This window comes from Motiliproteus sp., from assembly GCF_965230735.1.
GTDB lineage: Bacteria > Pseudomonadota > Gammaproteobacteria > Pseudomonadales > Balneatricaceae > Motiliproteus.
Genome location: NZ_OZ246016.1, coordinates 1455244 through 1477175, shown reverse-complemented (window position 1 = coordinate 1477175; position 21932 = coordinate 1455244). Strand labels below are relative to the sequence as shown.

General features: G+C 60.0%; 21 protein-coding genes. 2 read left to right on the top strand and 19 right to left on the bottom strand.

Annotation, left to right across the window (positions count from 1 at the left end):
- Positions 1 to 7: 7 nt before the first annotated feature.
- The 17 genes from hypD to ACO05M_RS06800 form a co-directional block, all read right to left on the bottom strand.
- Positions 8 to 1141, bottom strand: a complete 1134-nt coding sequence (gene hypD, locus ACO05M_RS06880; RefSeq protein ID WP_421869325.1) for a hydrogenase formation protein HypD — start codon at positions 1139 to 1141, stop codon at positions 8 to 10.
- Positions 1138 to 1419, bottom strand: a complete 282-nt coding sequence (locus tag ACO05M_RS06875; protein ID WP_421869322.1) for a HypC/HybG/HupF family hydrogenase formation chaperone — start codon at positions 1417 to 1419, stop codon at positions 1138 to 1140. Before ACO05M_RS06875 ends, hypD begins: the two co-directional genes overlap by 4 nt.
- 5 nt (positions 1420 to 1424) lie before the next feature.
- Positions 1425 to 3833, bottom strand: a complete 2409-nt coding sequence (gene hypF, locus ACO05M_RS06870; protein ID WP_421869319.1) for a carbamoyltransferase HypF — start codon at positions 3831 to 3833, stop codon at positions 1425 to 1427.
- 3 nt (positions 3834 to 3836) lie between these two features.
- On the bottom strand, positions 3837 to 4580 hold the full coding sequence (locus ACO05M_RS06865) for a hypothetical protein (protein ID WP_421869317.1): 744 nt from the start codon (positions 4578 to 4580) through the stop codon (positions 3837 to 3839).
- Complete coding sequence (locus tag ACO05M_RS06860) at positions 4558 to 6084, bottom strand: sigma-54-dependent transcriptional regulator (RefSeq protein ID WP_421869314.1); 1527 nt, start codon at positions 6082 to 6084, stop codon at positions 4558 to 4560. The genes ACO05M_RS06865 and ACO05M_RS06860 overlap by 23 nt, the downstream gene beginning before the upstream one ends.
- A gap of 1 nt (position 6085) precedes the next feature.
- Positions 6086 to 7075, bottom strand: a complete 990-nt coding sequence (gene hypB / locus ACO05M_RS06855; RefSeq protein ID WP_421869312.1) for a hydrogenase nickel incorporation protein HypB — start codon at positions 7073 to 7075, stop codon at positions 6086 to 6088.
- A gap of 121 nt (positions 7076 to 7196) precedes the next feature.
- Complete coding sequence (gene hypA, locus ACO05M_RS06850) at positions 7197 to 7538, bottom strand: hydrogenase maturation nickel metallochaperone HypA (protein WP_421869309.1); 342 nt, start codon at positions 7536 to 7538, stop codon at positions 7197 to 7199.
- A 70-nt stretch (positions 7539 to 7608) separates the two neighbouring features.
- Positions 7609 to 8715, bottom strand: coding sequence for a hypothetical protein (locus ACO05M_RS06845; protein ID WP_421869306.1), 1107 nt, complete (start codon positions 8713 to 8715; stop codon positions 7609 to 7611).
- Positions 8716 to 8745: 30 nt separating this feature from the next.
- The gene (gene hybE / locus ACO05M_RS06840; protein ID WP_421869304.1) at positions 8746 to 9378 is read right to left on the bottom strand and encodes a [NiFe]-hydrogenase assembly chaperone HybE; all 633 of its coding nucleotides are present in this window, start codon (positions 9376 to 9378) and stop codon (positions 8746 to 8748) included.
- 46 nt (positions 9379 to 9424) lie between these two features.
- Positions 9425 to 9664, bottom strand: a complete 240-nt coding sequence (locus ACO05M_RS06835; RefSeq protein ID WP_421869301.1) for a HypC/HybG/HupF family hydrogenase formation chaperone — start codon at positions 9662 to 9664, stop codon at positions 9425 to 9427.
- 10 nt (positions 9665 to 9674) lie between these two features.
- A complete protein-coding gene (locus tag ACO05M_RS06830) occupies positions 9675 to 10226 on the bottom strand; it encodes a HyaD/HybD family hydrogenase maturation endopeptidase (RefSeq protein ID WP_421869298.1) in 552 nt (183 codons plus the stop codon).
- Positions 10227 to 10351: 125 nt separating this feature from the next.
- Positions 10352 to 12052 carry a nickel-dependent hydrogenase large subunit gene (locus tag ACO05M_RS06825; RefSeq protein ID WP_421869296.1) on the bottom strand — a complete coding sequence of 567 codons (1701 nt, stop codon included), beginning with the start codon at positions 12050 to 12052 and terminating at the stop codon, positions 10352 to 10354.
- A 38-nt stretch (positions 12053 to 12090) separates the two neighbouring features.
- Positions 12091 to 13278 carry a Ni/Fe-hydrogenase cytochrome b subunit gene (hybB, locus tag ACO05M_RS06820; RefSeq protein WP_421869293.1) on the bottom strand — a complete coding sequence of 396 codons (1188 nt, stop codon included), beginning with the start codon at positions 13276 to 13278 and terminating at the stop codon, positions 12091 to 12093.
- Entirely contained in the window at positions 13275 to 14273 is a 999-nt protein-coding gene (gene hybA, locus ACO05M_RS06815; RefSeq protein ID WP_421869290.1) for a hydrogenase 2 operon protein HybA, read from the bottom strand. Before hybA ends, hybB begins: the two co-directional genes overlap by 4 nt.
- Positions 14274 to 14290: 17 nt before the next feature.
- Positions 14291 to 15445: a hydrogenase small subunit gene (locus tag ACO05M_RS06810; RefSeq protein WP_421869288.1), complete on the bottom strand. Its 1155-nt coding sequence runs from the start codon at positions 15443 to 15445 to the stop codon at positions 14291 to 14293.
- Between the two features lie 365 nt (positions 15446 to 15810).
- Complete coding sequence (locus ACO05M_RS06805) at positions 15811 to 17100, bottom strand: sensor domain-containing diguanylate cyclase (RefSeq protein ID WP_421869284.1); 1290 nt, start codon at positions 17098 to 17100, stop codon at positions 15811 to 15813.
- A 282-nt stretch (positions 17101 to 17382) separates the two neighbouring features.
- Positions 17383 to 18294: a LysR substrate-binding domain-containing protein gene (locus tag ACO05M_RS06800; protein WP_421869282.1), complete on the bottom strand. Its 912-nt coding sequence runs from the start codon at positions 18292 to 18294 to the stop codon at positions 17383 to 17385.
- A gap of 179 nt (positions 18295 to 18473) precedes the next feature.
- Here ACO05M_RS06800 and ACO05M_RS06795 point away from each other — a divergent pair, with 179 nt between their 5' ends.
- The gene (locus ACO05M_RS06795) at positions 18474 to 19784 is read left to right on the top strand and encodes a D-serine ammonia-lyase (protein ID WP_421869279.1); all 1311 of its coding nucleotides are present in this window, start codon (positions 18474 to 18476) and stop codon (positions 19782 to 19784) included.
- Between the two features lie 131 nt (positions 19785 to 19915).
- Here ACO05M_RS06795 and ACO05M_RS06790 read toward each other — a convergent pair whose 3' ends face one another.
- On the bottom strand, positions 19916 to 20161 hold the full coding sequence (locus ACO05M_RS06790; RefSeq protein WP_421869275.1) for a hypothetical protein: 246 nt from the start codon (positions 20159 to 20161) through the stop codon (positions 19916 to 19918).
- Between the two features lie 28 nt (positions 20162 to 20189).
- Complete coding sequence (locus tag ACO05M_RS06785; RefSeq protein ID WP_421869272.1) at positions 20190 to 20915, bottom strand: sulfite exporter TauE/SafE family protein; 726 nt, start codon at positions 20913 to 20915, stop codon at positions 20190 to 20192.
- A gap of 122 nt (positions 20916 to 21037) precedes the next feature.
- Between ACO05M_RS06785 and ACO05M_RS06780 the strand changes: the two genes are divergently transcribed.
- Entirely contained in the window at positions 21038 to 21922 is an 885-nt protein-coding gene (locus ACO05M_RS06780) for a LysR family transcriptional regulator (RefSeq protein WP_421869269.1), read from the top strand.
- The last annotated feature ends 10 nt before the right edge of the window (positions 21923 to 21932 follow it).

Genomic DNA, 21932 nt, shown 5'->3' with positions numbered 1-21932 from the left:
GAAAATCTTAACCAGCGCTGCGCTGTTGATGACGACCGTAGCTGTAATAAGCCGCACAGGCCCCTTCGGATGACACCATGCAGGAGCCGACCGGGTTCTCCGGGGTACAGCCCTTGCCAAACAGTTTGCAGTCCTTCGGTGTCTTGATCCCGCGCAGGATTGCCGGGCACTCGCAGGCCTTATGATCCCGCCCCAACGACGGCGCCAGAGCAAAGCGCTTCTCGGCGTCAAACTCGGCGTAGGGGGCTTTGATCCGCAAACCCGAGTACGGCACCAGCCCCAGGCCGCGCCACTCGAACTCCGGTCGCATCTCGAAGATCTCCGCCACCAGCGCCTTGGCTTTGCGGTTACCCTGCTCGGTTACGGCGCGGACAAACTCATTCTCGACCTCAGCCCGACCTTCGTTGACCTGGCGGATCAGCATCAGGATCGCCTGCAGCACATCCAGCGGCTCAAACCCGGCGATCACCACCGGTTTCTGGTACTCCTCGGCGAAATACTCATAGGGCTGCGAACCGATCACCGTGCTGACGTGGGCCGGCCCGATAAATCCGTTCAGCGGCACCACGCCCATGTCCCGCACTTCGGGGGACTCGAGAATGGTGCTGATCGCCGACGGCGTCAGGACGTGGTTGCAGAACACACTGAAGTTCGCGATGCCGAGTTTCTTGGCCTGCTGGATCACCAGCGCCGTCGGCGGCGTGGTGGTCTCGAAACCGATGGCGAAAAACACCACCTGACGCTGCGGATTATCACGGGCGATCGCCAGGGCATCGGCGCAGGAGTAAACCATCCGGATGTCGGCACCGTCGGCCTTGGCTTTCAGCAGGCTGCGGCGGTTGGAACCGGGCACCCGCATCATGTCGCCGTAGCTGCACAGAATCACATCATGATCGACCGCCAACTCGATCGCCGCATCGATTCGGGGCACCGGCAGTACGCAGACCGGGCAACCCGGACCATGGATCATCCGGACATTGTCGGGCAGCAGATCCGGAATGCCGTAGCGGAAGATCGCATGGGTATGGCCGCCGCAGAACTCCATAAAGGCGTAACTGCGATCCGGCTTCACCTCGGCCCGGATCTTGGCTGCGATATGGCGGGCGGTCTTGCCGTCTCGGTACTCGTCGACATACTTCATGCTGACGCCTCCTCCGCTTCGGATTCTGCGATCGCGTCGGCATTATCGGCCAGCGCCTGCTCCAGCACCCCCATCTCGGCAAACAGGGCCAGGGTCTTCTCGGCCTCATCCGGATCAACCTTATTCAGCGCGAAGCCCACGTGCATGATCACGTAGTCACCGACCTGGACATCGTCCACCAGCGCCACCGACACCTGCTTCTTGACCCCGCCGATATCGACCAGGGCGTTGTCGTCTTCGCACAGTTGCTCGACCCGAACCGGAATCGCCAGACACATAAACTCTACCTCGTTAAAGCACCGCCAGCGCATGGCTGTTCGGTCTGTTGATCGGCACCAGCTCTCAGCCGTGCCCGTTCAATCGCCACCCAGGCCTGCCCCAACGCCAGGCCACTGTCGTTGGGAGGCAGTTGCTCGGCGCCGTAGCATCGCAGCCCCTCCACGGACGCCAACGCCTGCTGCAAGCCACTCGACAGGATCCGGTTCAGCAGGCAACCGCCGCTAAGTACCACGGTATCGATGCCAGTCTGCGCTTGGGCCTGAACCACCCATTGGCTCAGCGCCTGAATCAATACCCGGTGGAATAGATCTGCAGCCTCGGCCGGATCCCGCTGGGGAAGTGCCAACAGCAACGGGCTGAAATCGAGCCGATTGTCGGCATCGATCTGGAAATAGTGCTGCCGTGTTGATCCGTCCACCGGTACGGATTGCGCCTCTCGGGCGGTCGACTCCAACCGCATCGCCGCTTCCGCCTCGTAGGAGTTCAGATCGCAGAGTCCGCTGAGCGAGGCCGCGGCATCGAACAGCCGCCCGGCACTGCTGGTTTGTGGGCAATGGCTGCGGTTGCGGACCATCTGCGTCAGCACCTCATAGCCGGGCCGATCGCCGTAACGCTGGCGAGCCAGCTGATCCTGCCCCTGCTCGATCAGAAAGCCCAAACCGATCCGCCAGGGTTCGCGGGCAGCACGATCGCCGCCGGGTAGAGACAACGGTTTAAACGCGCCCAAGCGCGTCATCTTGCCCCGTTCAATCCTGAGCAGTTCCCCCCCCCAGAGAGTGCCGTCGTCCCCCAGCCCCAAGCCATCCAGCGTCAACGCCAGATAGGGCTGGTTAAGATGGTGCTCGGCCGCTACTGCCGCCGCATGGGCATGGTGGTGCTGCACCTCAATCAGCGGCAGTCGGCGCTCGTTCGCCAATCGCTGGGCAAACTGGCTGCTGTAGAAATCCGGATGCCGATCACAAGCGACTTGCTCGGGCTTGATCTGAAACAGCGCGCACAAATGATCCAGGGTCTGCTCCAAGTAGCGGCAGTTGTCCGGGTTATCCAGGTCGCCGATATATTGCGACAGGTAGGCTTTGTCGCCCTGGGCGACACAGATGCTGTTCTTGAAGAAGCCACCCAGCGCCAGGGTCGAAGGCCCCGAGCATGGTAATCGGACAACTTTCGGTGCCATCCCCCGGCCGCGCCGCACCACCGTCGATCGGCCGCCGGTGACGGAGTCGAGTCCCGGCAGCCCATTGACCACCGCATCGTCGCAGCGCATCTGAATATCCCGATCATGCAACAGCAAGCAATCGGCAATCCCACGCAGCTGGGTGAGCGCCTCGTCGTTGCGGTACACCAGTGGTCGTCCGCTGGCATTGGCGCTGGTCATCACCAGGCGCAGCGATTGCGGTTGTTTGAGCCAGTCGGTTCCCGCCGGACGGCCGGCCGCCTGATGAAATAGCAGATGCTGAATCGGGGTATAGGGCAACATGACCCCGAGCTGATTCAGTCCCGGCGCAATCGCATCCGGCAGGCCGTTATCGGGCTTTTGAGCCAGCAGTAGGATCGGCGCCTGGGCGCTGCGAAGCGCAGCCAACTGTTCGGGTTCAAAGGAGACCAAGGATTCCAGCGATGCCGGACTGGCCACCATCACCGCCAGCGGCTTACTCGGGCGGTGCTTGCGTTGGCGCAATCGTTCGACCGCCGCCGGGTTATCGGCATCGCAGGCCAGATGAAAACCACCAATCCCCTTGATCGCCAGAATCTGTCCCTGCTGCAGCCGCTCAACCGCCGCTTCGATCGGATCGCTCACGCTTGACCGTTGCCCCTCGCTGTCCGCCAGCCAAAGCTGCGGCCCGCAATCCGGACAGGCGTTGGGCTGGGCGTGAAAGCGTCGGTGCTGCGGATCGGCGTACTCGTCAGCACAGCACGAACAGAGTTCAAACTTAGCCATGCTGGTGGCGGGTCGATCGTAGGGCAGTTGCCGGATGATGCTGTATCGCGGACCGCAGTGGGTACAGTTGATAAAGGGATAGCGGTAGCGCCGATCGTTCGGATCGAACAGCTCGCTCAGACAATCCGGGCAGGTGGCCGCGTCCGGTGCCACCTGGGTTTGAACCGGTCCGGCACCGCTGTGATCGATATAGAACGGCCGCTGCCGAAGGGACTGCTCGATCTGATTATCGAGGTCCGCCAGCGGCTGCCGCTCGAACTGATCGATCGAAGCCAGCGGCGGCAGATCGCGCTTAAGTTGCTCGGAAAACTGCGCCAGTTGCTCCGCGGTGCAGAGCAGATCAACCAGCACCCCGGCACCGTCATTGAGTACCCGGCCCGGCAGCTTTAGCCGGGTCGCCAGCTGATAAACATGGGGGCGAAAGCCCACCCCCTGGACTTCACCGCCGATACGCAGTCGATGAAGACCGATCATCGTTTACAGGTAGCCGCTCAACAGATGGGCACCGAAACCCACCGCGCTCATCGCCACCAGCGCCCGAACGCCATCGACGACGCGCTGCCCCAGACGATTCAGGGTCTGGTAAGCCCCACCCATCAGGCCACCGAAAACCAGCATCGAAATCACCACGCCGACACTGAACAGCAGCACATAACCCAGCGCATGGCTCACCGAATCGAATCGACTCAGCGGGATCAGCACCAACAACGGCGCACTGCCCGCAACTCCGTGCAACATGCCCACCAGCACCGGCGAATGACGTTCGGCCAATCGATGTAACCGGGCTCTGTCCGTTGCCACTGTCGATTCGTCCGAGTGACGTAACGGGGTATCGGATTCCACATGATCGTGCCGATGCCAGTGGCTATGCGCGATCTGGGCTCCGTGGCGATGAAAGCTGAAGGTGAAACGTTGCCGCAACAGGCTCCAGATCGCCCAGCCGCCGATCACCACCAGCATCAGGCCGACCAGAGACTCGGCCGTATGGCTCAGGGGCTCGGGAATCGCCAGACTAAACAGGTACACCGCCGCCGCAATCAACAGCAGGGTCAGGCCATGGCCGATGGCCCATCGACGGCAGAACGCCACGCAGCTGCGCCAACCGGGGCGACCTGAAGCCAGCCCGGAAACCGCCATCACATGGTCGGCATCCAGGGCGTGCAGCAATCCCAAGCCAAACGCCAGTGCCAGGGTCGCTTCAGTGGTCGAAACGTCCATCATCTATCTCCTCAAAGGGGTCTATTTGGTAGCGCTTGAGTTTGTTCGCCAGCCCAACCCGCGACAGTCCCAGGGCTTGCGCGGCTTTACTCTTGTTACCCTGAAAGTAATCCAGCGCCCGTAAAATCATCTGCCGCTCCAACGCCTCAACCTGGGTTTTCAAACTCAGCCGCGGCCCATCCTCGAGGGCGTCGGCAACATAATCTTCAATCTCGACCGGTTCAAGGGCTTGCGGCAGATCGGCCCGCAACGGCGCGGACAACTGCTGCGGCTGGAGTAATTTCGGCCCGTCGTTGGCGCCGTCGCAGCGACTGAACACCAGTAAGCGCTGAATCTCGTTCTGCATCTCCCGCACATTACCGGGCCAGCGATAGGCCTGCAGACAGGCACCGAGCTCGGCGCTGAACCGGGCTTCGCCACAGTCGAACACCGGTGCGTACTCGCGCAGCAAGCTCTCGGCGATCGGCAGAATATCCATCGGCCGTTGCCGCAGCGGCAGTACCGGCAGCTCTACCGTGGTCAGCCGATAGTACAGATCGGCCCGGAAGCGCTTGGCCTTCACCTCGGCCAGCAGATCCCGATTGGTGGCGGCAACAACGCGTACATTGACCCGTTTACTCTGATTGGAGCCGAGCGGGCGGATCTCGCCCTCCTGCAGCACCCGCAGCAACTTGACCTGAAACGCCGGCGAGACTTCGCCGATCTCGTCCAGAAAGATGGTGCCGCCGTTGGCCTTCTCGAACAGACCAACGTGATCGGTGGTGGCACCGGTAAAGGCGCCCTTCTTGTGGCCGAACAGTTCGCTCGACAACAGTTCGTCGTGCAGCGCGCCGCAGTTCTCGATCACGAAGGGTTTGTCGGCCCGGGGGCTGTTGTAGTGGATCGCCCGTGCCAGCAACTCCTTGCCGGTACCGGATTCGCCGCTGATCATCACACTGACATCGTAACGGGCCACCTGCTGCAGCCGTTCGATCAGCGCGTTCATCGGGCTGTCATCGGCCCGCACGATACGATCGAGCTGATACTCACGCTGCAGCTCGCGGCGCTGGCTGCGCAGTCGGGTCTCCAACGTGCTGGCACTGAAATTCAGTTCGTTGGCCAGCAGCTGATTCTGCTGTTGCAGGTGAAACAGCTGGACCGCGTTTTTGACCACATTGAGCAGTTGCTCCGGATGCCAGGGTTTGGTCAGGTAGTGGAAGATACCCGCCTGATTGATGGCGTGGATGATGTTTTCCGAGTCGGTATAGCCGGAGATGATGATTCGTGGGATCTGCGGCCAGCGCTCGCGGGTGTCGGCCAGAAACTCGACCCCGGTGCGCTCGGGCATCCGCTGGTCGCATAGGATCACCTGTACCGGCTGCTGCTCCAGCAACGCTTCGGCGTCGGCGGCACTGTTGGCGCAGATCACCTCGAAGTCGTCGTCCAGCGCTCGGGTGATGGTCTCGAGTGAACGGACCTCGTCATCGACGACCAGAACCCGGTCCAGCTCGAAAGCATAACCGCTCATCTCAGCCGATCCCTTTCGCCAGGTTGGCTTCGATGGTTTGAATCCGTTTGCGCAACGGCTCCAGCTGCTGTTCCAACAACGTTCGACGACGCTGCTCCAGCCATTGATACCATTCGGCCATGCCCTCACCGCTGGTGGCCGAACAGCGGATCACCTCGATATCGGGGTTCACCTTGCGGGCGTTTTCGATACAACTTTCGACGTCGAAGTCCAGGTGCGGCAGCAGGTCGACCTTGTTCAGCAGCAGCAGGTCGGATGCATGGAACATGTCCGGGTATTTGAGCGGCTTGTCTTCACCCTCGGTGACCGACAGGATCGCCACCTTATGGGCCTCACCCAGGTCGAAGCCGGCCGGGCAGACCAGGTTGCCGACATTCTCGATAAACAGCACCCCCTGATCGCCGAACTCAAGCTGTTCCAGCGCGTGGCCGACCATATGGGCGTCCAGATGGCAGCCCTTGCCGGTATTGACCTGAATCGCCTGCACGCCAGTGCTGCGGATCCGCTCGGCATCGTTGGCAGTCTCCTGATCGCCCTCAATCACCGCTAGATCGATCTGCCCCTGGATATCCTCCAGCGTCCGGGTCAACAGCGTGGTCTTGCCCGACCCCGGACTGGAAACCAGGTTCAATGCCAGAATCGAGCGCGCCGCGAACCGGCTGCGATTGACGGCGGCGTACTGATCATTCTTGGACAGGATGCTCTGTTCGATCTGAATCATCCGGGTCTGACTCAACCCCGGCGCATGGGAGCGAGCCGGGCCGGCACCGAAATGCAGGTTATCGCCGTCACGGCTCATTGCCGCTTCGGTAGTACCGCCATGTTCATGGGAATGATCGTGATGGTGGTGATGGCCGCAGCTGTGGCCATGGTCATGAGCATGGCCGTGATCGTGGCTGTGGGTATGGCCCTCGGAGTGGCTATGCTCCCGCGATAGCGCAGCACCTTCGATCCGGGCCTCGCCATGGCTGCATCCGCAACTGGTACACATAGGGCTGACTCCTGTTATTCTGTCTGGATCCGCTTGCTCATTAAGCCTCGGCAACGGATTCTAATTATGCACTCTCGACAACCGTAATCGGCGCCATTTAACCTATCCAGCCAGTCTGCGCTCAGCTGACTTCCAGTTCCTTGATCAACATCTGATTTCCCCCGGTTACCTGGATTTTGTAACCGCCGCACAGCGGACAGGGGTCGTACAGGGCCTGATGCTCAACACTCTGGGAACAGTCCATGCACCAGCCGATACCGGGGGTTTCGGTGATGGTCAAACCGGCCCCCTCGGCCAGGGTGCCACGGATTACCGCATCGAAGCAGAAGCGCATCGCCTCGACCTCCACATTGGATAGTCGACCGATCTCGAGATGGACCGCGGTGACCCGCTCAAACTGCTGACTCCGTGCCTGCTCTTCAATCAGCTGAATCATCCCTTCAGCCAGCGACATTTCATGCATTTAAGCTACCTCTGAATAATGCACCAGCGGGGCTCATCCACGTTGATACCCGAGTGTTCGTGTTTTCGTCCTAAGCCTGAACCCTGACTTCGAAAGGCACGCAGGGATCCAATGCCAGGGCGATCTGCTCCAGCGCCAGCTTTCGCTGTGGATGGTCGATACCGACCTGACTGGCCAGGCGGCTGAACTGACCTTGCGGGTGAAAATTCCACTCGGTCGGGGCGCAGATCCGGTACTCGGCGATCCCCGTTACGCTCGCGTCCAGCTTGACCCAGTGCAGCAGCAACCCCCGTACACTGTTGACCCAACCCAGTTGCCCCTCATCCAGCGCAACCGAACCGCAGATCCCCTGCGGCTGCAGCAGGGCGTCACGACTGATCAAACTGGCCAGATAGAGCAGTTTGGCGGCGTAACGCAGCAGCAGCGGGCTGGCCGAGGCATGTTGCAACTGTTCGATCAGCGGCCACGACTGCATATAGGCCAAGGGACCGGTCTCATAAGTCTGCTGGTCCAGACTCGGTCGCTGACAAAACGAGTCACTGTTGACCGGGTCCGCCAACTGCCTAGCCAACGTAGACCCTAATGTCTCGATCGCCTGTTGCGGCAGCAATCCGACCGGCTCCAAAGCCGGCTCCACAGAAACCCTAGCGACCTGACGCAAGCACAGCGGCACCAAACCATTGTAGGTCTCCAACCAGGATTCAAATTGAGCCCGGTCAAAAGCCAGAAATTCGTTGCAGGAAACCCCGCTCAGCGAGGCAAAAAAACCTTCCAGGGTACGGATCAACTCATCGCCATGGGCATCGAGCGATTCGGCCGCCAGCTGCTGGCTGATATAGCGGCGGATCACCGCGAACGGCTCCATTCCGGCCCCCAGCGCCAACGAGTGGGGCAGGTCGATCGATAAACGCCAGAGCAGCTGCTCGATACTCTCCAGCAACACTTTCTGTTGGACCAGCCGCGGATCATGCGGCAATCCCAGCGCCTTCAGCGCCGCCGCCCGCTGGGACTGCCGGCAGACCACAAACACCTGCTCCACCCGGCTCAGGGCCTGGGTCGGCTCGACACCCGTTAGCAGACGCTGGGCCAACTGCGGCCGCTGCAGATCGATCGCCAGCGTCGCCCCGCCTTGAGCATCCTGCCCGGCATCGATACAAACCTTGCCTTCAAACCCCATCGCTATGCCGTCGCCAAGTCAGCGCAACAATTACAGCTTCAGCGCCGCGTTGACCGCATCCAATCCCTCACGGGCGTTACGGATCGGCACCTGTTCGGGTTCACGCTCGGTTTCCGGGCGCTTTCCGCGCAGGAAGTCCCGGCGCGATAGCGGCTCCTGCTCAGACAAGGGCTCATGCTGCTGCACGGAGTCGGGCTGTTTCACCGGCTCAGGCTGCTGTGCGGTGGTGTCGAGCAGCGGAATGGCAGTCAATTGACGCATCGCATCGATGGCGGCCTGCATAGCCTGGGCGTGGTTGTTGTAATCGCCCATCGGGGAGACCAACGAGCAGCACAGGTAGTAACCCAGTTCCGGTTCAAACCGCGGCGTGAACTTGATCACCCCGGCCGGAAACTCGATCGCTATTTCGTTGCCCTTGCCGAGCTTCAGCTCGGGCCAGGTCTCGCCTTGGCGATGCAGAATATAGAGATTGATAAACCATGGGGTGACCACGGCTCCGACCCACTGGCCTTCCCAGATTTTGAATTCAACCGCCTCAACCCGCACCTGCGGATTGCAGATCGACAGTTCCTTCATCTCCTGCTCATAGACCCGCTCGTACAGCGCTTCGAGCACCGCTGCCGGGTTGTCGGAAAAACCCTCAAACGGTTTGAAATCTTTCATCAATACCACTCCTTAAGATTTCGTTTCAGTCGGGTGAACCTGCCGCCTAAGCCGGCTGCAGCCCGGCCTGTTCGGCGACCTCACGCAGATAGTCCAGCGCTTCCCGAGCCCGCTGCGGTTCGATCTTCTCGACCGCGAAATTACCCACCTGGATCAGCAGATAGTCACCCAGCTCGACGGCTTCAGGCATCAGGATCAGGCTGACGTCACGCTGCTCACCCATCGCTTCGACCGTCGCCATCTGGTCGTTCAGGGCGATCACCTTGGACGGAATTCCAATACACACGGGCGCGCCCTCAGACCAGCGACACGGTCGGGTTTTCCGCGAACACCGGCGGACGATCCGGGGCCTGGGCGAAGGGCTCGTCCGGTCCACGTTCGATCAACGGCTTGCCCATCGCTTCGAGCTTGTCGAACACCCGCTCGACCATCTGTTCCAGTTTCGGCGCCATCGCTTCGCTCAGTTCGGTGCCGGTGTCCATCGAGTAGGGCACCACCCCGAACAGGGTAAAGTGCTTGGGCAGCTCGCCGGTCAGGCTCATCACCCCGAGCAGGTCGGAGATACCCAGTTGATGCGGCGAGATGCGGCTGCGGAACAGTGCCGGCACCTCGTCCTCTTCCAGCGTCACCACCGTGCCCGGCGCGGCGCCGGTGTTGACCGCATCGAGCAGAATCACATGCTCGCGCCGGGCCATCACTTCCATCAGCTCCATTCCGGCGGTGCCGCCATCGAGCAGCTCGACGCCGGCCGGAACATGGTAGCGCTCCAGCAGCGCCTCAATCGTGCGTACGCCGATGCCTTCATCGGTTAACAGAATATTGCCAACGCCTAATACCAATACGCTCATTCTGTTGCCTCCGGCTGTTACCTATACATATCCGACCCGCGAGATTCGCCAACATGGCGACCTGGCCGATCGGATGGAATAAAAAAGGCCGCTCACGGTGGATCAACCGGGAGCGGCCAACCTCACTACAGTGCCTTCACCTTGACGATCTCGTTGTGCTCGGTATCCATCAAGTGGATCGCACACGCGATGCAGGGATCAAAGGAATGCACGGTACGCAGCACCTCCAAGGGGCGATCGGGGTCGGCAATAGGATTCCCCATCAGTGATGCTTCGTAGGGTCCAGGTACGTCGTCCTGGTTGCGCGGGCCGGCGTTCCAGGTGCTGGGCACCACCGCCTGGTAGTTCTTGATCTTGCCGTCTTCGATCACGATCCAGTGCGACAACACACCGCGGGGCGCTTCGTGGTAACCGACACCGCGGACCTCCCCTTTCGGGAATACCGGCCGGTTGAAGGTATCGATATCGCCCTTGCCGATGTTGTCCACCAGCAGCTGCCACTGATGCTGCATCTCGTCCAGCACCACCGCGGCACGCACCGCACGGGCGGCGTGACGACCGATGGTGGAGTGCAGCGCCGGCACACCGATCTTGGTCTGGGCCACGGTGCTGGCGGTATCGAGCACGAAGTTCAGGTGCTTCAGGGTCGGCTCGTGACCGTTGGCGGCCAGGCAGAGCACGTTGGCCAACGGTCCGACCTGAGCCGGCTTGCCGTTGAAGGTCGGCGACTTGATCCAGGAGTACTGGCCCTCGTCGTTGAAGTCGTCGTAGTTCGGCTCGGTCTCCCCTTCCCACGGATGCAGCGCTTCGTCACCGTGGTACCAGGAGTGCTTGGAGCTCTCTTTGACGCCGTCGATGAAGTACTTGTCGTTGTAGCCGGTGATCGGCTTGAAGGTGGACAGATTGCCGCCCTTGATGAAACCGCCCGGCAGCGAGAACTTCTCCCCCTTGGTATCCAGCGGCATCTCCGGTACCGCCAGGTAGTCGGTGACCCCGGCGCCGTAACCGGCCCAGTCGGTGTAGAAGCCGCCGACGATGGCGACATCGACCAGGTAGGCGTTCTTAACGAAGTCTTCCATCTTGTCGATCATCGCCTTGATGTAGTGCAGCCGTTCCATGTTGGTCACGGCCTGGCTGTCAAGGTTGATCGAGTTGGTCACCCCGCCGACGGTCAGGTTCTGCACGTGGGGCGACTTGCCGCCGATCACGGTCACGATCCGGTTGGCCTCACGCTGAATTTCCAGCGCTTGCAGGTAGTGGGCCGCGGCGATCAGGTTGACCTCCGGCGGCAGTTTCATCGCCTTGTGGCCCCAGTAGCCGTTGGCGAAGATACCCAGCTGGCCGCTGGAGACGAAGCTCTTGAGCTTCTGCTGTACCGCGGTCAGCTCGTGAACATTATTCAGTTTCCAGCTAGACAGGCTCTCGGCCAGCTGCGCGGCGGCCTTCGGATCGGCATCCAGCGCCGAGACGATATCGACCCAATCCAGCGCCGACAGGTGATAGAAATGGACGATATGATCGTGCAGTGCATGGGCGCCCAACATGATATTACGGATGTACTGGGCGTTGAGCGGCACTTCCAGCTGCAGTGCGTTCTCCACCGCCCGGACCGACGCCAGCGCGTGGACCGTGGTGCAGACGCCGCAGATCCGCTGGGTGAAGGCCCAGGCATCGCGCGGGTCGCGCCCTTTCAGAATGTTCTCGATACCGCGCCACATCTGGCCGGAGGACCAGGCCTTGCTGACCAGACCGTTCTCCACTTCGACATCGATACGCAGATGTCCCTCAATTCGGGTAACAGGGTCGACGATAATGCGTTTGGCCACTGTTCTTCTCCTATTAACTTGTTCTTGTCCGGTTACGGTCAGGCTTGTTCAGGTTGGCTGGATTCCGCGCCATGCGGTTCGGCATGGTCGACGGGCAGAATCGGCAGCCACTTAACGATGATCAGGTAGCCGAGAATCTCCATCGCGATGATGCCGATCGACACCAGAAACTCTTCGGTCGACGGGAAGTAGACGAAGCTGTTGCTGGCGTTCGGGGTCCAACCGATCAGGAAGGCGTTGAAGCGATACAGCGCGCCGGCGAACAGCATCGACACCGCCGCGATCAACAGCATGCTGCCGCGGTTGCGTCGCTGCGGTGACGACAGGATCACCAGCGGCACCACGAACAACGCCGTCTCGACCATGAACATGAACGAGCGGAAACTGCCGTCGAAGATGTTGGGCAACACCCCGCGCATCGCCAGGTCGCCGAAGCGGATCACCAGGTAAACGCTCAGCATCACCTGGATCATCTTGCCCAGGCCCTTGAGGATGTGGGTCTCGGATGAGCGTTTGAAGCCGACCGTCACGAACGAGGCCTCGAAGATCACGATCGAGAAGCCCAGTGTGATCGCGGTCAGAATCGCGAACAGTGGCTGCAGTTGAAGCGATTGCCACAGCGGGTCAACCTTGTAGCCCATCGCGATCAGCAGCGAACCCAGCGAGCTCTGGTGCATGGTCGGCAGCAGCACGCCGATGGCGATAAAGATGAACAGCACCTTCTCGAGCAGCGCCTTGAGCTTCTGCATCCGGTAGTGTTCGGCCACGGCCGGCATAAACTCGATAAAGAGCACGGTGCAGTAGGCGGTTACACAGAGGCCCACTTCCAGCATCACCGAGTTCAGGTTCATCTGATCGGGCAGGAACATGTTGTAGAAGTTCCAGTAGCGCCCCATGTCGATAAAGGCCGAGATACCACCGAGGGTGTAGCCGAACAGACTGGCCAGCAGCGCCGGCCGCACTAGCGGGTGGTACTTGCCCTTGTTGGCGATATAGACCACCAGCGCCAACGCGTAACCACCACAGGCAAAGCCGGTGCCGACCACCACGTCATAGACCACCCAGAGTCCCCAGGGATAACCGTCGTTAAGGTTGGTCACCGAGCCCAGCCCGAAGGCGAAACGCTTGGCCAGCAACACCAGCGCGATAAACGCCAGCACCGCCAGGATCAGCGACGGTAGCGTGATCAGCTTGCGGTTGCTCAGCGGTTGATGATGTCCGCTCATGACTGATCCTCCCCACTCTTACCCTGATTCGGATCCTGTTTCTGATCCTGCTCCTCGTCCTGGGACGCCTTGATGTTGCGGCGAGCCATGTAGAGCAGGCCGCCCAGCACGGTCGCCGGGGCCAGGAAGTTGCTGTAGATCGAGTGCTGCACGGTCTCGGATACCGCCGCGTAGGACAGCTCCGGAATATCCGGCATGCCCAGATCTTCGAAGCGGTTGCCGGCCAGCATCAGTACCTGGGTACCGCCGCCCTCTTTCTCGCCGTAGACATGATCCTGGTAGGTGGGTACGACCCCCTCCTGACCATAGGGCGAGTCGATCGAGCCGAGCTTGTAGACGTACTTGTCGCCGGGCTTGAGCGCCATCCGACGCTTGGCTTCTTCCAGCAGTTCGCTGCGCTTACCGTAGATGTTAGCGCCGGTGGGGCAGACCTCGGCACAGCCGGGCAGCTCACCATTGTCGATCCGCTCAACCCCTTTCTGGTTGCACAGCTGACACTTCTGGATCTGCCCCATTGCCTCGTCGTACTCGTACTTGGGAATGTTGTACGGGCAGGCCGCAACGCAGTAGCGGCAGCCGATACAGGCATCCGGATCGTGGCTGACGATGCCGGTCTTGGGATCCTTCTTCATCGCCGTGACCGGGCACACCGACACACAACCGGCATCGACGCAGTGCATGCAATTGCGCTTGATAAACTCGAAGCCGTCATCACCCTGCGGCGGCTCGTAGGCCTTGATGATGTTGAGGGTGTCGGCCGACAGGTCCATCGCCAGATCCCAGGGCTCTTCCGCAGTGGCCTTTTCCGGCGGCATACCGTTGATATCCTTACAGGCCACCACACAGGCGCGGCAGCCGATGCAGCGGGTCGCATCGAACAGCATCCCTACCGCTTCATCGGGCACCTCCAGGTTACCCCTGGCTTGAGCGGTACCGGAGCTGGTCGCGATCACCGCTCCGGCGCTAGCCAGTTTGAGAAAATTTCGCCTATCCATCTTGCCTCTCCAACCGGCTATTGTTGTTCTTCAGCGGCAGCGTGCTCTGCCCCTTTCTCGGCCTCTTTCTCAGCCTTGCCGAGCTGACGAACGGTCATCGCAGTGGCGCCGACGGCGGCACCGATCACCGCGCCGAGCAGACCGGCAGAGGTGGCTGTCGCCCCTTCACCCGTTTGGGCATCAATCGGTGGGAAAATATCGGGCGGCGCATGGGTGGTCACTTCGGACTTCTCATGCAGCGCCTTGGTAAAGCCGACCCCTTGCTCGGTACAGCCGAAACAGGGCGCACCGACGCCGACCGGCCAGGCACCACCGCCGACATCCCCGAATTCCTGGGTCGAACAGTTGGCATAGGTTTCCGGCCCTTTACAGCCGAGCTTGTAGAGGCAGTAACCCAGGCGGTGGCCCTCGTCGCCAAACTCTTTGGCGAAACGACCGGCGTCGAAATGAGCCCGACGCTCGCAGTGCTCGTGAATAATTCGGCCGTAGGCAAACTTCGGACGACCCTTATCATCCAACTCCGGCAAGGTGCCGAAGGTGACGTACTGCAGTACCGTGGCCAGGAAGTTGTAGGGGTTGGGTGGGCAACCCGGGATATTGATGATGGTTTTGTCCGGCAGAATCTCGTGTACCGGTGTGGCACCGGTGGGGTTGATACCCGCCGACGGTACCCCGCCCCAGGAGGCACAGGAACCGATCGCGATGATCGCCGCAGCATCGTCGGCCGCTTCTTTGACATGCTCAAGCATGGTCTTGCCGGCGATCTTGCAGTAGATACCGCCGTCTTTGGTCGGAATCGAGCCTTCGACGACCAGTACGTAGCGGCCCTTGTTCTCTTCCATCGCCGCATGCTTGGCGGCTTCGGCCTGATGACCGGCGGCGGCACACAGCGCCTCGCTGTAATCGAGCGAGATCATGTCGAGAATCAGGGTTTCCAGCGTCGGGTGGGTGGTCCGCAACAGCGACTCGGTACAACCGGTACACTCCTGCCCGCTCAACCAGATCACCGACGGGCGACGCGCCTGGGTCACCGCGTGGGCCATCTGCACACCGGCGGTCGACGATAAGCCCAGCGTTGCGGCAACGCCGGTGCAGAATTTAAGGAAGCTGCGGCGGTTTAACCCCAACCGAGTTGCAACCTCCTCAAGCTGCTGCTCTGTGATAGTGCTCATTCACTCCTCCTTAACACCCATCCCACCGAATCGAACGCTGCTCTGATTCAGCGTTTTCAAAACCGATCGGCTTCGTTTTTGTTGTATGAGGAGGGCTACCGCAATAAACGCGCCAGAATGAAAAACCTGTTTAAAAAAGAGCGAGATCTATAAATATCAATCACTTACTTAATAGTTATTAAGAACCATTCCGAAAAGTGATTAGCTTGCTTACTTTCTTTACAGCTCGAAGCAAGCAGTGATTACAGCATTGACATATCGCAGCCGACGGCCGGAAATACTTAGGCGTGGGTGTGCAGAGTGGGGATCCGCCGCCTTAGAAACCGCTTGCAACGGCACAGTGTGGACAGCTGAAGAAAGACGGGCTAATCCTCTCGCTCGTCGTATTCGACGCAGTTACGACCGGCATGCTTGGCCCGGTAGAGCGCAGTGTCGGCGCGGGACAACAGGTCATCCATGCTACTGTGGGAGTTTGACAACGCCACCCCGAAGCTGGAACTCAGGAAGATATCGTCACCGGCCTCGCTCTGAATCGTGACATTGGCGATCTGATGACGCAGACGTTCGCACACCGCCAGCGCGCTGTTCAGATCCACCTCCGGCAGCACGATGACAAACTCATCGCCACCCAGACGACCGAACAGATCCACCTGGCGCAACTGGGATTGGCAGGCCTCCACCAGCCGAATCAGCGCCCTATCCCCGATCGCATGGCCATAGAGGTCATTGATCAGCTTGAAGCGGTCGATATCCAGGATGATAACCGCCAGCGTTCGCTGATAACGTTTCATCCGTTCCAGCTCCTGGCGAGCCCCCTGCAGCAGATGGCGCCGGTTGGAGATACCGGTCATCTCATCGATATGGGCCAACTGCTCGAGTTTCTGCTTCAGTTCAATCACCTCGGTGATATCGCTCGAAACCCCAACCATCCCTTTAATCTCACCCTGCTCGCGAATCGGAATCTTCACGCTCCAGAATTGACGCGTTGTTCCGTGGGGATCGGTGATGGCCTCTTCACCGCAGATTTTGCGCCCCTCTTCCAGCACCACCTGATCGCTCGACTGCAACTGCTCCAGATTTTCATCCGACAACAGTTCCTGATTGCTCTTACCCAGCGCATGGGTCGGATCGCAACCCAACATCTTGGCGGTATAGGGGTTCAGATAACGGAACCGTTGATCACGGTCCTTCATATAAACCGCGGATTCGATGTTATCCAGCACATTATCGAGCAACTCTTTCTGCTGCCGCAGCTGCTGCTCCATTTGGGTCCGTTCGGTGATATCGGTAGAGATGCCGCACAGCCCGACCACCCTGGAATCGGCATCGAACAGGGGCATTTTATGGGCTTGATAGACTCGTACTTCGCCGGTGGACGCGACCCGGTTATGCTCCTCGGTATCCAGAGGGAGCGCATGCTCCAGCACCCACTGGTCGTTGGCTTTCAGGTCATTGAAAATGGTCAGGTCGAAGAAGGCCTCATCGGTTTGGCCGATGATCGCTTCACGGGGCATGCCAAACAGCTCGCAGACTTTCTGATTGACATAGGTATAACGCCCCGACAGGTCCTTGGTAAAGACATAAGCACCGACGTGGTCTAACAGCATTTGCAGCTGTGACAACTGTACCGTGCTTATCTCATCAACCCCGGCCATCTTCCCTCCCTGTTGTCATCTCGACTGGTTCATCCTTGAAAGGTAACGCCACACTAAAACATCATCGCCTGCAAAGCTCAATTGAATATTTTCTTGCAACTGAGGCAGATCGGCATAGCGCCTCGTTCAAGGCAAAAAACTTTTTAAATCAAAGGGTCGGATCGATATCAAACGAGAGTTTTAAATTAACAAAAACTGATATAACCCTGATAACCGAATGGTCAATCCCGAACCCTCCTCCAACTATAGCCACTTGCCGGACCTGGTGCGTTGCAACTGCACCTAATCGCGACTTATTTGCGCTTCCGAGTCGACACCGAGCAGCCACTGCTGCAGCTTGCGCGCTGCGGGTTTGGATCCTGCTTTATGGGGTAGCAGCAGGTAGTGACTGCAGCCGCTCGGCTGCGCCTCAAAGGGCGCCCAGAGCCGTCCCTGGGCGAGTTCCTGTTGTACCAACGAGCTTCGTGCCATAGCGACCCCTAACCCGGCTTCAGCGGCGGCAATGGCCATATCGGAACGATTGAAATAGTGACCGCGGTCGCTGACGACCGTATCCAGGCCGGAACGATCCAGCCAGTAACGCCACTCCGCATCGCGCGCTGCCCCGGCCCAGGGCAGCGCATCATGCAGCAATGTCATCGACGACCACTCCGTGTCGATACCGCCCAACCCCTGCGGATAATCGGGGCTGACAACCGGCAACAACTGCTCTTTAAGCAGCAACTCAACCTCATAGCCGTCTATCGCGCCATCCTGACGGTAATCGATCGCCAGATCGAAGTCGGCCTGCTGCAGATTGAGCAGCGCCGCTTCGGCAAAGGTCTCCACCTTGATGGCGGGAAACGTCTGGCTGAAGGCTTTTAGTCTCGGGATCAACCACTTAAACGCAAAAGAGGGTGTGGAGCGGATGCGTACCACGGCGGCATCGGAATTCGACTGCAAGCGTGCAATCGTGCTCTGTATGGTCATGATCGATTCTGAGGTTACCGCCAGCAGCTCACGACCCGGATCCGTCAGGGCGATACCACCCGAAGCGCGTTCAAAAAGCACCAAGCCCAGTTGCTGCTCCAGCTTACGGATCTGCTGGCTAACCGCTCCGGTGGTCACGCACAGTTCCCGGGCCGCAGCCGAAAAACTGCTCAGCCGCCCGCAGCACTCAAAATAGATCAGTGAAGAATACAATCGGGGATGCATCGGCAACAAAACTCATGTTGGAACCTAACCCAGCCTATCACCGCCAAGTCACGGGAGACCACCTACATCGTTTAGATTAACTAAACGACCCTGTAAAAACTATCGTTTGCCACGACAACACTCCGGGGGCAGAATCCTTCCAGCAATACCCAGCCAGCTTAATCATCAGGGGCCGAGACATGCCGAATCTTGCGATTTCCAGCCATCAACAAGCTCAGCTTAAGGCGGCAGAGCCTTTAATCTGGTTAAACCCCAACTATCAGGATAAAACCACCGCCCCGGCGCGCCCGGAAGCGGACGAACTCTATGCCGCCAATGCTCGACTGGAGCGCTGCGCGCCGCTGTTGCAACGGTTGTTTCCCGAACTGCAAGCCAGCCGAGGGCTGATCGAGTCGCCCCTGCTGAGTACCGCCCCGCTGAATCAACGGATCAACACGCTCGGCGGCAAGCTACTGCTCAAGGCCGATCATGCGCTACCGATCGCCGGCTCGATCAAGGCCCGCGGTGGTATCCACGAGGTACTCTACGTTGCCGAAAAACTGGCGCTCGAACAGGATCTGTTGAGCAGCATCGAGGATGATTACGCCAAGCTGGCCGGGGACGAGGCCCGCGAACTGTTCAGCCGTTACACCCTGGCCGTCGGCAGTACCGGTAATCTGGGACTGAGCATCGGGGTGACCGGCGCCGCCCTGGGTTTCCGCACCCAGGTACATATGTCCGCCGATGCCAAAGCCTGGAAGAAAGAGCGGCTGCGCAAGCGCGGCGTTGAAGTGATCGAACACCAGGCCGATTACGGCGTCGCGGTTGAGGCCGGGCGGCGCAATGCCGAGGCCGACCCTCACTGCTATTTCGTCGATGACGAGCGTTCACCGCAGCTGTTCTTCGGTTATGCCACCGCCGCGCTGCGATTGCAGGCGCAACTAGAGCAGCAGGGTATCCGGGTGGATGCCGATCATCCGCTGCTGGTTTACCTGCCCTCCGGGGTCGGCGGTGCGCCGGGTGGGATCACCTACGGCCTGAAACAGCTGTTCGGCGACCATGTTCACTGTTTTATGGCCGAACCGGTGCAGGCTCCGTGCACCCTGCTGGGTCTGGCCGGTGAGCCCGGCTCCGAGCCGCTGCCCTGCTACGAGTTCGGCCTCAATGTCGATACCGACGCCGACGGTCTGGCGGTCGGTACCGCCTCGGCCTGGGTCTGCAACGCGATTCGCGACCTGTGTTCCGGGGTTTATACCGCCACCGACCGGCAGCTCTACCAGCAGCTGCTTCTCCTCAAGACGTTGGAAGCTATCGAAGTCGAACCCTCGGCGGCGATCGGCTGTCTCGGCCCAGCGATGCTCAACAGCGAGTCAGGCCAGCAGTATCTGGAGCAACACCAACTCAGCGGGCGGCTCGACCAGTCCACCCATATCGCCTGGCTGACCGGCGGGTCGCTGGTACCGGCAGATGAGTATCAACGCTACCTGGCACACGCCTCCAGCCTGGAGTGAGCTGCCGTCTGGAGTCGTCCGAACAGATCGCCCGAGCCCATATCCGCGGGGCGCTGACAGCCAGAATCGAGCTGCTTAATCAGAAGTTCCAACAACAACTGCCGCAGTTTTAGGAGAAGTCTGTGGCGCCATTAGCGGGCTGATCGCGGTGCGGCTTCTTGAACGGCCGATTGCTCGGGCGTGAAACAGTCGCGCCCACCAATCCGACAGAGACGTTCCAACACCACCACCAATGGCGCGACCAGCGGTGGCGGCATCACCTGAACCCGGTTGCCGAAACGTTGCACCTGTAGCTGACCTTCAGCCCGATCGGCGAAGGTGGTTTCGGCCGCTATCGCCTGGACTTCGTTGTCGTAGCGAATCTCAATTTGATCCATTATCTAACTCCCCGAGCGCCCTGCGCCCCTAACTGAAAACAAATAGCTTGATCGCCGCCAGCGCTGCGGTGCCACGGATCAGCCACTTGAACTGCGCAAATTGCAGCCGTCTTACCAGCCAGAAACCGATCAGGCCACCCAGGGCCAGACCGGGAATGCCCCACAGGCTGGTCTGGGTTGACTCCCAGGTCATCAGCCCCAGTCCGATCAGCAGCGGCACTTTGAAAACGTTGACCAGAATGAAGATCCAGGCGCGGGTACTCATGTACGCCCGCTTATCGAGCGGCTGCTCCATCAGGTACAGACTCAGCAGCGGGCCGGCGGTATTGGTGGTCATGCTGATCAGGCCGCCAAGCAATCCGGCGCCGCGACTTGCCAGAGGGTGACGCAACCACTGGCTCTGGTGATCGTCGAGCCACAAACTCAGCCCCAACATCGCCAGGATCATGGTTCCGGTCAGCAGCCGGAAACGGTCCGCATCCAGCCCCTGAAGCAGCCAGCTCCCCAACGCCATCCCCAGCACCAGCAGCGGCGCCAAGGCGGCGATAATCCGCCAGTTGATCCGCTGCCGGTAACAGAACATCACCGCCAGGTCGTTCCACAGATACAACGGGATCAGCACCCCCAGCACTTCCGGACCGGGGTAGACGATCATCAGAATCGGCAATACCAACATGCCCATCCCACCGACGGAAAACTTGGAGATTCCGGTCAGCAACGCGGCAACGGTCAAAATCAGCAGCTCTAAATCCAACAGCCCACCCTCAGAAAACCCGGTTTGAAATCGGGGGCTATCTTAGCGCCGCGGTTGAACGTAAGATAATTGCATCTTTAATTCATTTTGATCGGATATACCTATTGTTTTAGGAGTCAGCCATGACCAATGATCAGCTTCGCGCCTTCGTCGCCGTGGTCGAACAAGGTAGTTTCCGCGCCGCCGCCAACCATATTCACAAGACCCAGCCCAGTGTCAGCGCCGCCGTCGCCACGCTGGAGCAACAATTCGATTTTCAGCTGTTCAGCCGCGACAGCTATCGCCCCAGCCTGACTACCGAAGGCAAGACCTTCTACCGCCAAGCCAAGCAGCTACTAGGTAGGGTCAGCGAGCTAGAGTCGCTTGGCCATCATCTGGCCCGTGGTGCGGTTCCAAGTCTGTCGATTTCTCTCAGCGCCATGTGCGCCCTGCCACCGGGGCTGGAACGGATAAGGCGCTTCTGCGATCGTCAGCCACAACTACAACTCAATATCGCCACCGAGCACCTGTCCGGCGTGCTGGAAAAACTGCTTAACGAAAGCGCCGACCTGGCCATTGGCCCGCACACCGGACTCGACGACCGATTCGAGTTTGTTGAGATCAGCCGCCTGACGATGATCACCGTTGCGCGGCCGGGTTTTATCGACCTGGCCGCCGACGCCACAATACCTCAGCATTTATTGCGCAAACGCCCCCATATCCTGCTGTCCGATACCGGCTCGGTGGCGCCATTCGACCATATCAACGTGCTGCCCGGCGGACAGCGCTGGTATGTAAGTGATTACATGATGAAAAAGAGCCTGCTACTGGCCGGCATGGGCTGGGCCCGAACACCTCTACACATGGTGGAGGCCGAGTTGAAGAACGGCGAGCTGACCGCACTGAAGGTGGAAAACTTCAATTACCGCAGCCAGGTACCGATCTACCTGATCCGGCTGCGGGACCAGGCCCGCAGTGGGCTGGCCAAGGAGTTCTGGCAGCAGATGCTGCAGCTCGACGAAGGCTAAGCGAATAAAG

Coding starts and splice junctions, on each gene's coding strand:
- ACO05M_RS06875 (WP_421869322.1), bottom strand. CDS start 1,419: ATGTGTCTGGCGATTCCGGTTCGGGTCGAGCAACTGTGCGAAGACGAC.
- hypD (WP_421869325.1), bottom strand. CDS start 1,141: ATGAAGTATGTCGACGAGTACCGAGACGGCAAGACCGCCCGCCATATC.
- ACO05M_RS06865 (WP_421869317.1), bottom strand. CDS start 4,580: ATGATGGACGTTTCGACCACTGAAGCGACCCTGGCACTGGCGTTTGGC.
- ACO05M_RS06845 (WP_421869306.1), bottom strand. CDS start 8,715: ATGGGGTTTGAAGGCAAGGTTTGTATCGATGCCGGGCAGGATGCTCAA.
- hybE (WP_421869304.1), bottom strand. CDS start 9,378: ATGAAAGATTTCAAACCGTTTGAGGGTTTTTCCGACAACCCGGCAGCG.
- ACO05M_RS06810 (WP_421869288.1), bottom strand. CDS start 15,445: ATGAGCACTATCACAGAGCAGCAGCTTGAGGAGGTTGCAACTCGGTTG.
- ACO05M_RS06805 (WP_421869284.1), bottom strand. CDS start 17,100: ATGGCCGGGGTTGATGAGATAAGCACGGTACAGTTGTCACAGCTGCAA.
- hybB (WP_421869293.1), bottom strand. CDS start 13,278: ATGAGCGGACATCATCAACCGCTGAGCAACCGCAAGCTGATCACGCTA.
- ACO05M_RS06830 (WP_421869298.1), bottom strand. CDS start 10,226: ATGAGCGTATTGGTATTAGGCGTTGGCAATATTCTGTTAACCGATGAA.
- ACO05M_RS06780 (WP_421869269.1), top strand. CDS start 21,038: ATGACCAATGATCAGCTTCGCGCCTTCGTCGCCGTGGTCGAACAAGGT.
- ACO05M_RS06860 (WP_421869314.1), bottom strand. CDS start 6,084: ATGAGCGGTTATGCTTTCGAGCTGGACCGGGTTCTGGTCGTCGATGAC.
- ACO05M_RS06790 (WP_421869275.1), bottom strand. CDS start 20,161: ATGGATCAAATTGAGATTCGCTACGACAACGAAGTCCAGGCGATAGCG.
- hybA (WP_421869290.1), bottom strand. CDS start 14,273: ATGGATAGGCGAAATTTTCTCAAACTGGCTAGCGCCGGAGCGGTGATC.
- hypF (WP_421869319.1), bottom strand. CDS start 3,833: ATGATCGGTCTTCATCGACTGCGTATCGGCGGTGAAGTCCAGGGGGTG.
- hypA (WP_421869309.1), bottom strand. CDS start 7,538: ATGCATGAAATGTCGCTGGCTGAAGGGATGATTCAGCTGATTGAAGAG.
- ACO05M_RS06795 (WP_421869279.1), top strand. CDS start 18,474: ATGCCGAATCTTGCGATTTCCAGCCATCAACAAGCTCAGCTTAAGGCG.
- hypB (WP_421869312.1), bottom strand. CDS start 7,075: ATGTGTACCAGTTGCGGATGCAGCCATGGCGAGGCCCGGATCGAAGGT.
- ACO05M_RS06800 (WP_421869282.1), bottom strand. CDS start 18,294: ATGCATCCCCGATTGTATTCTTCACTGATCTATTTTGAGTGCTGCGGG.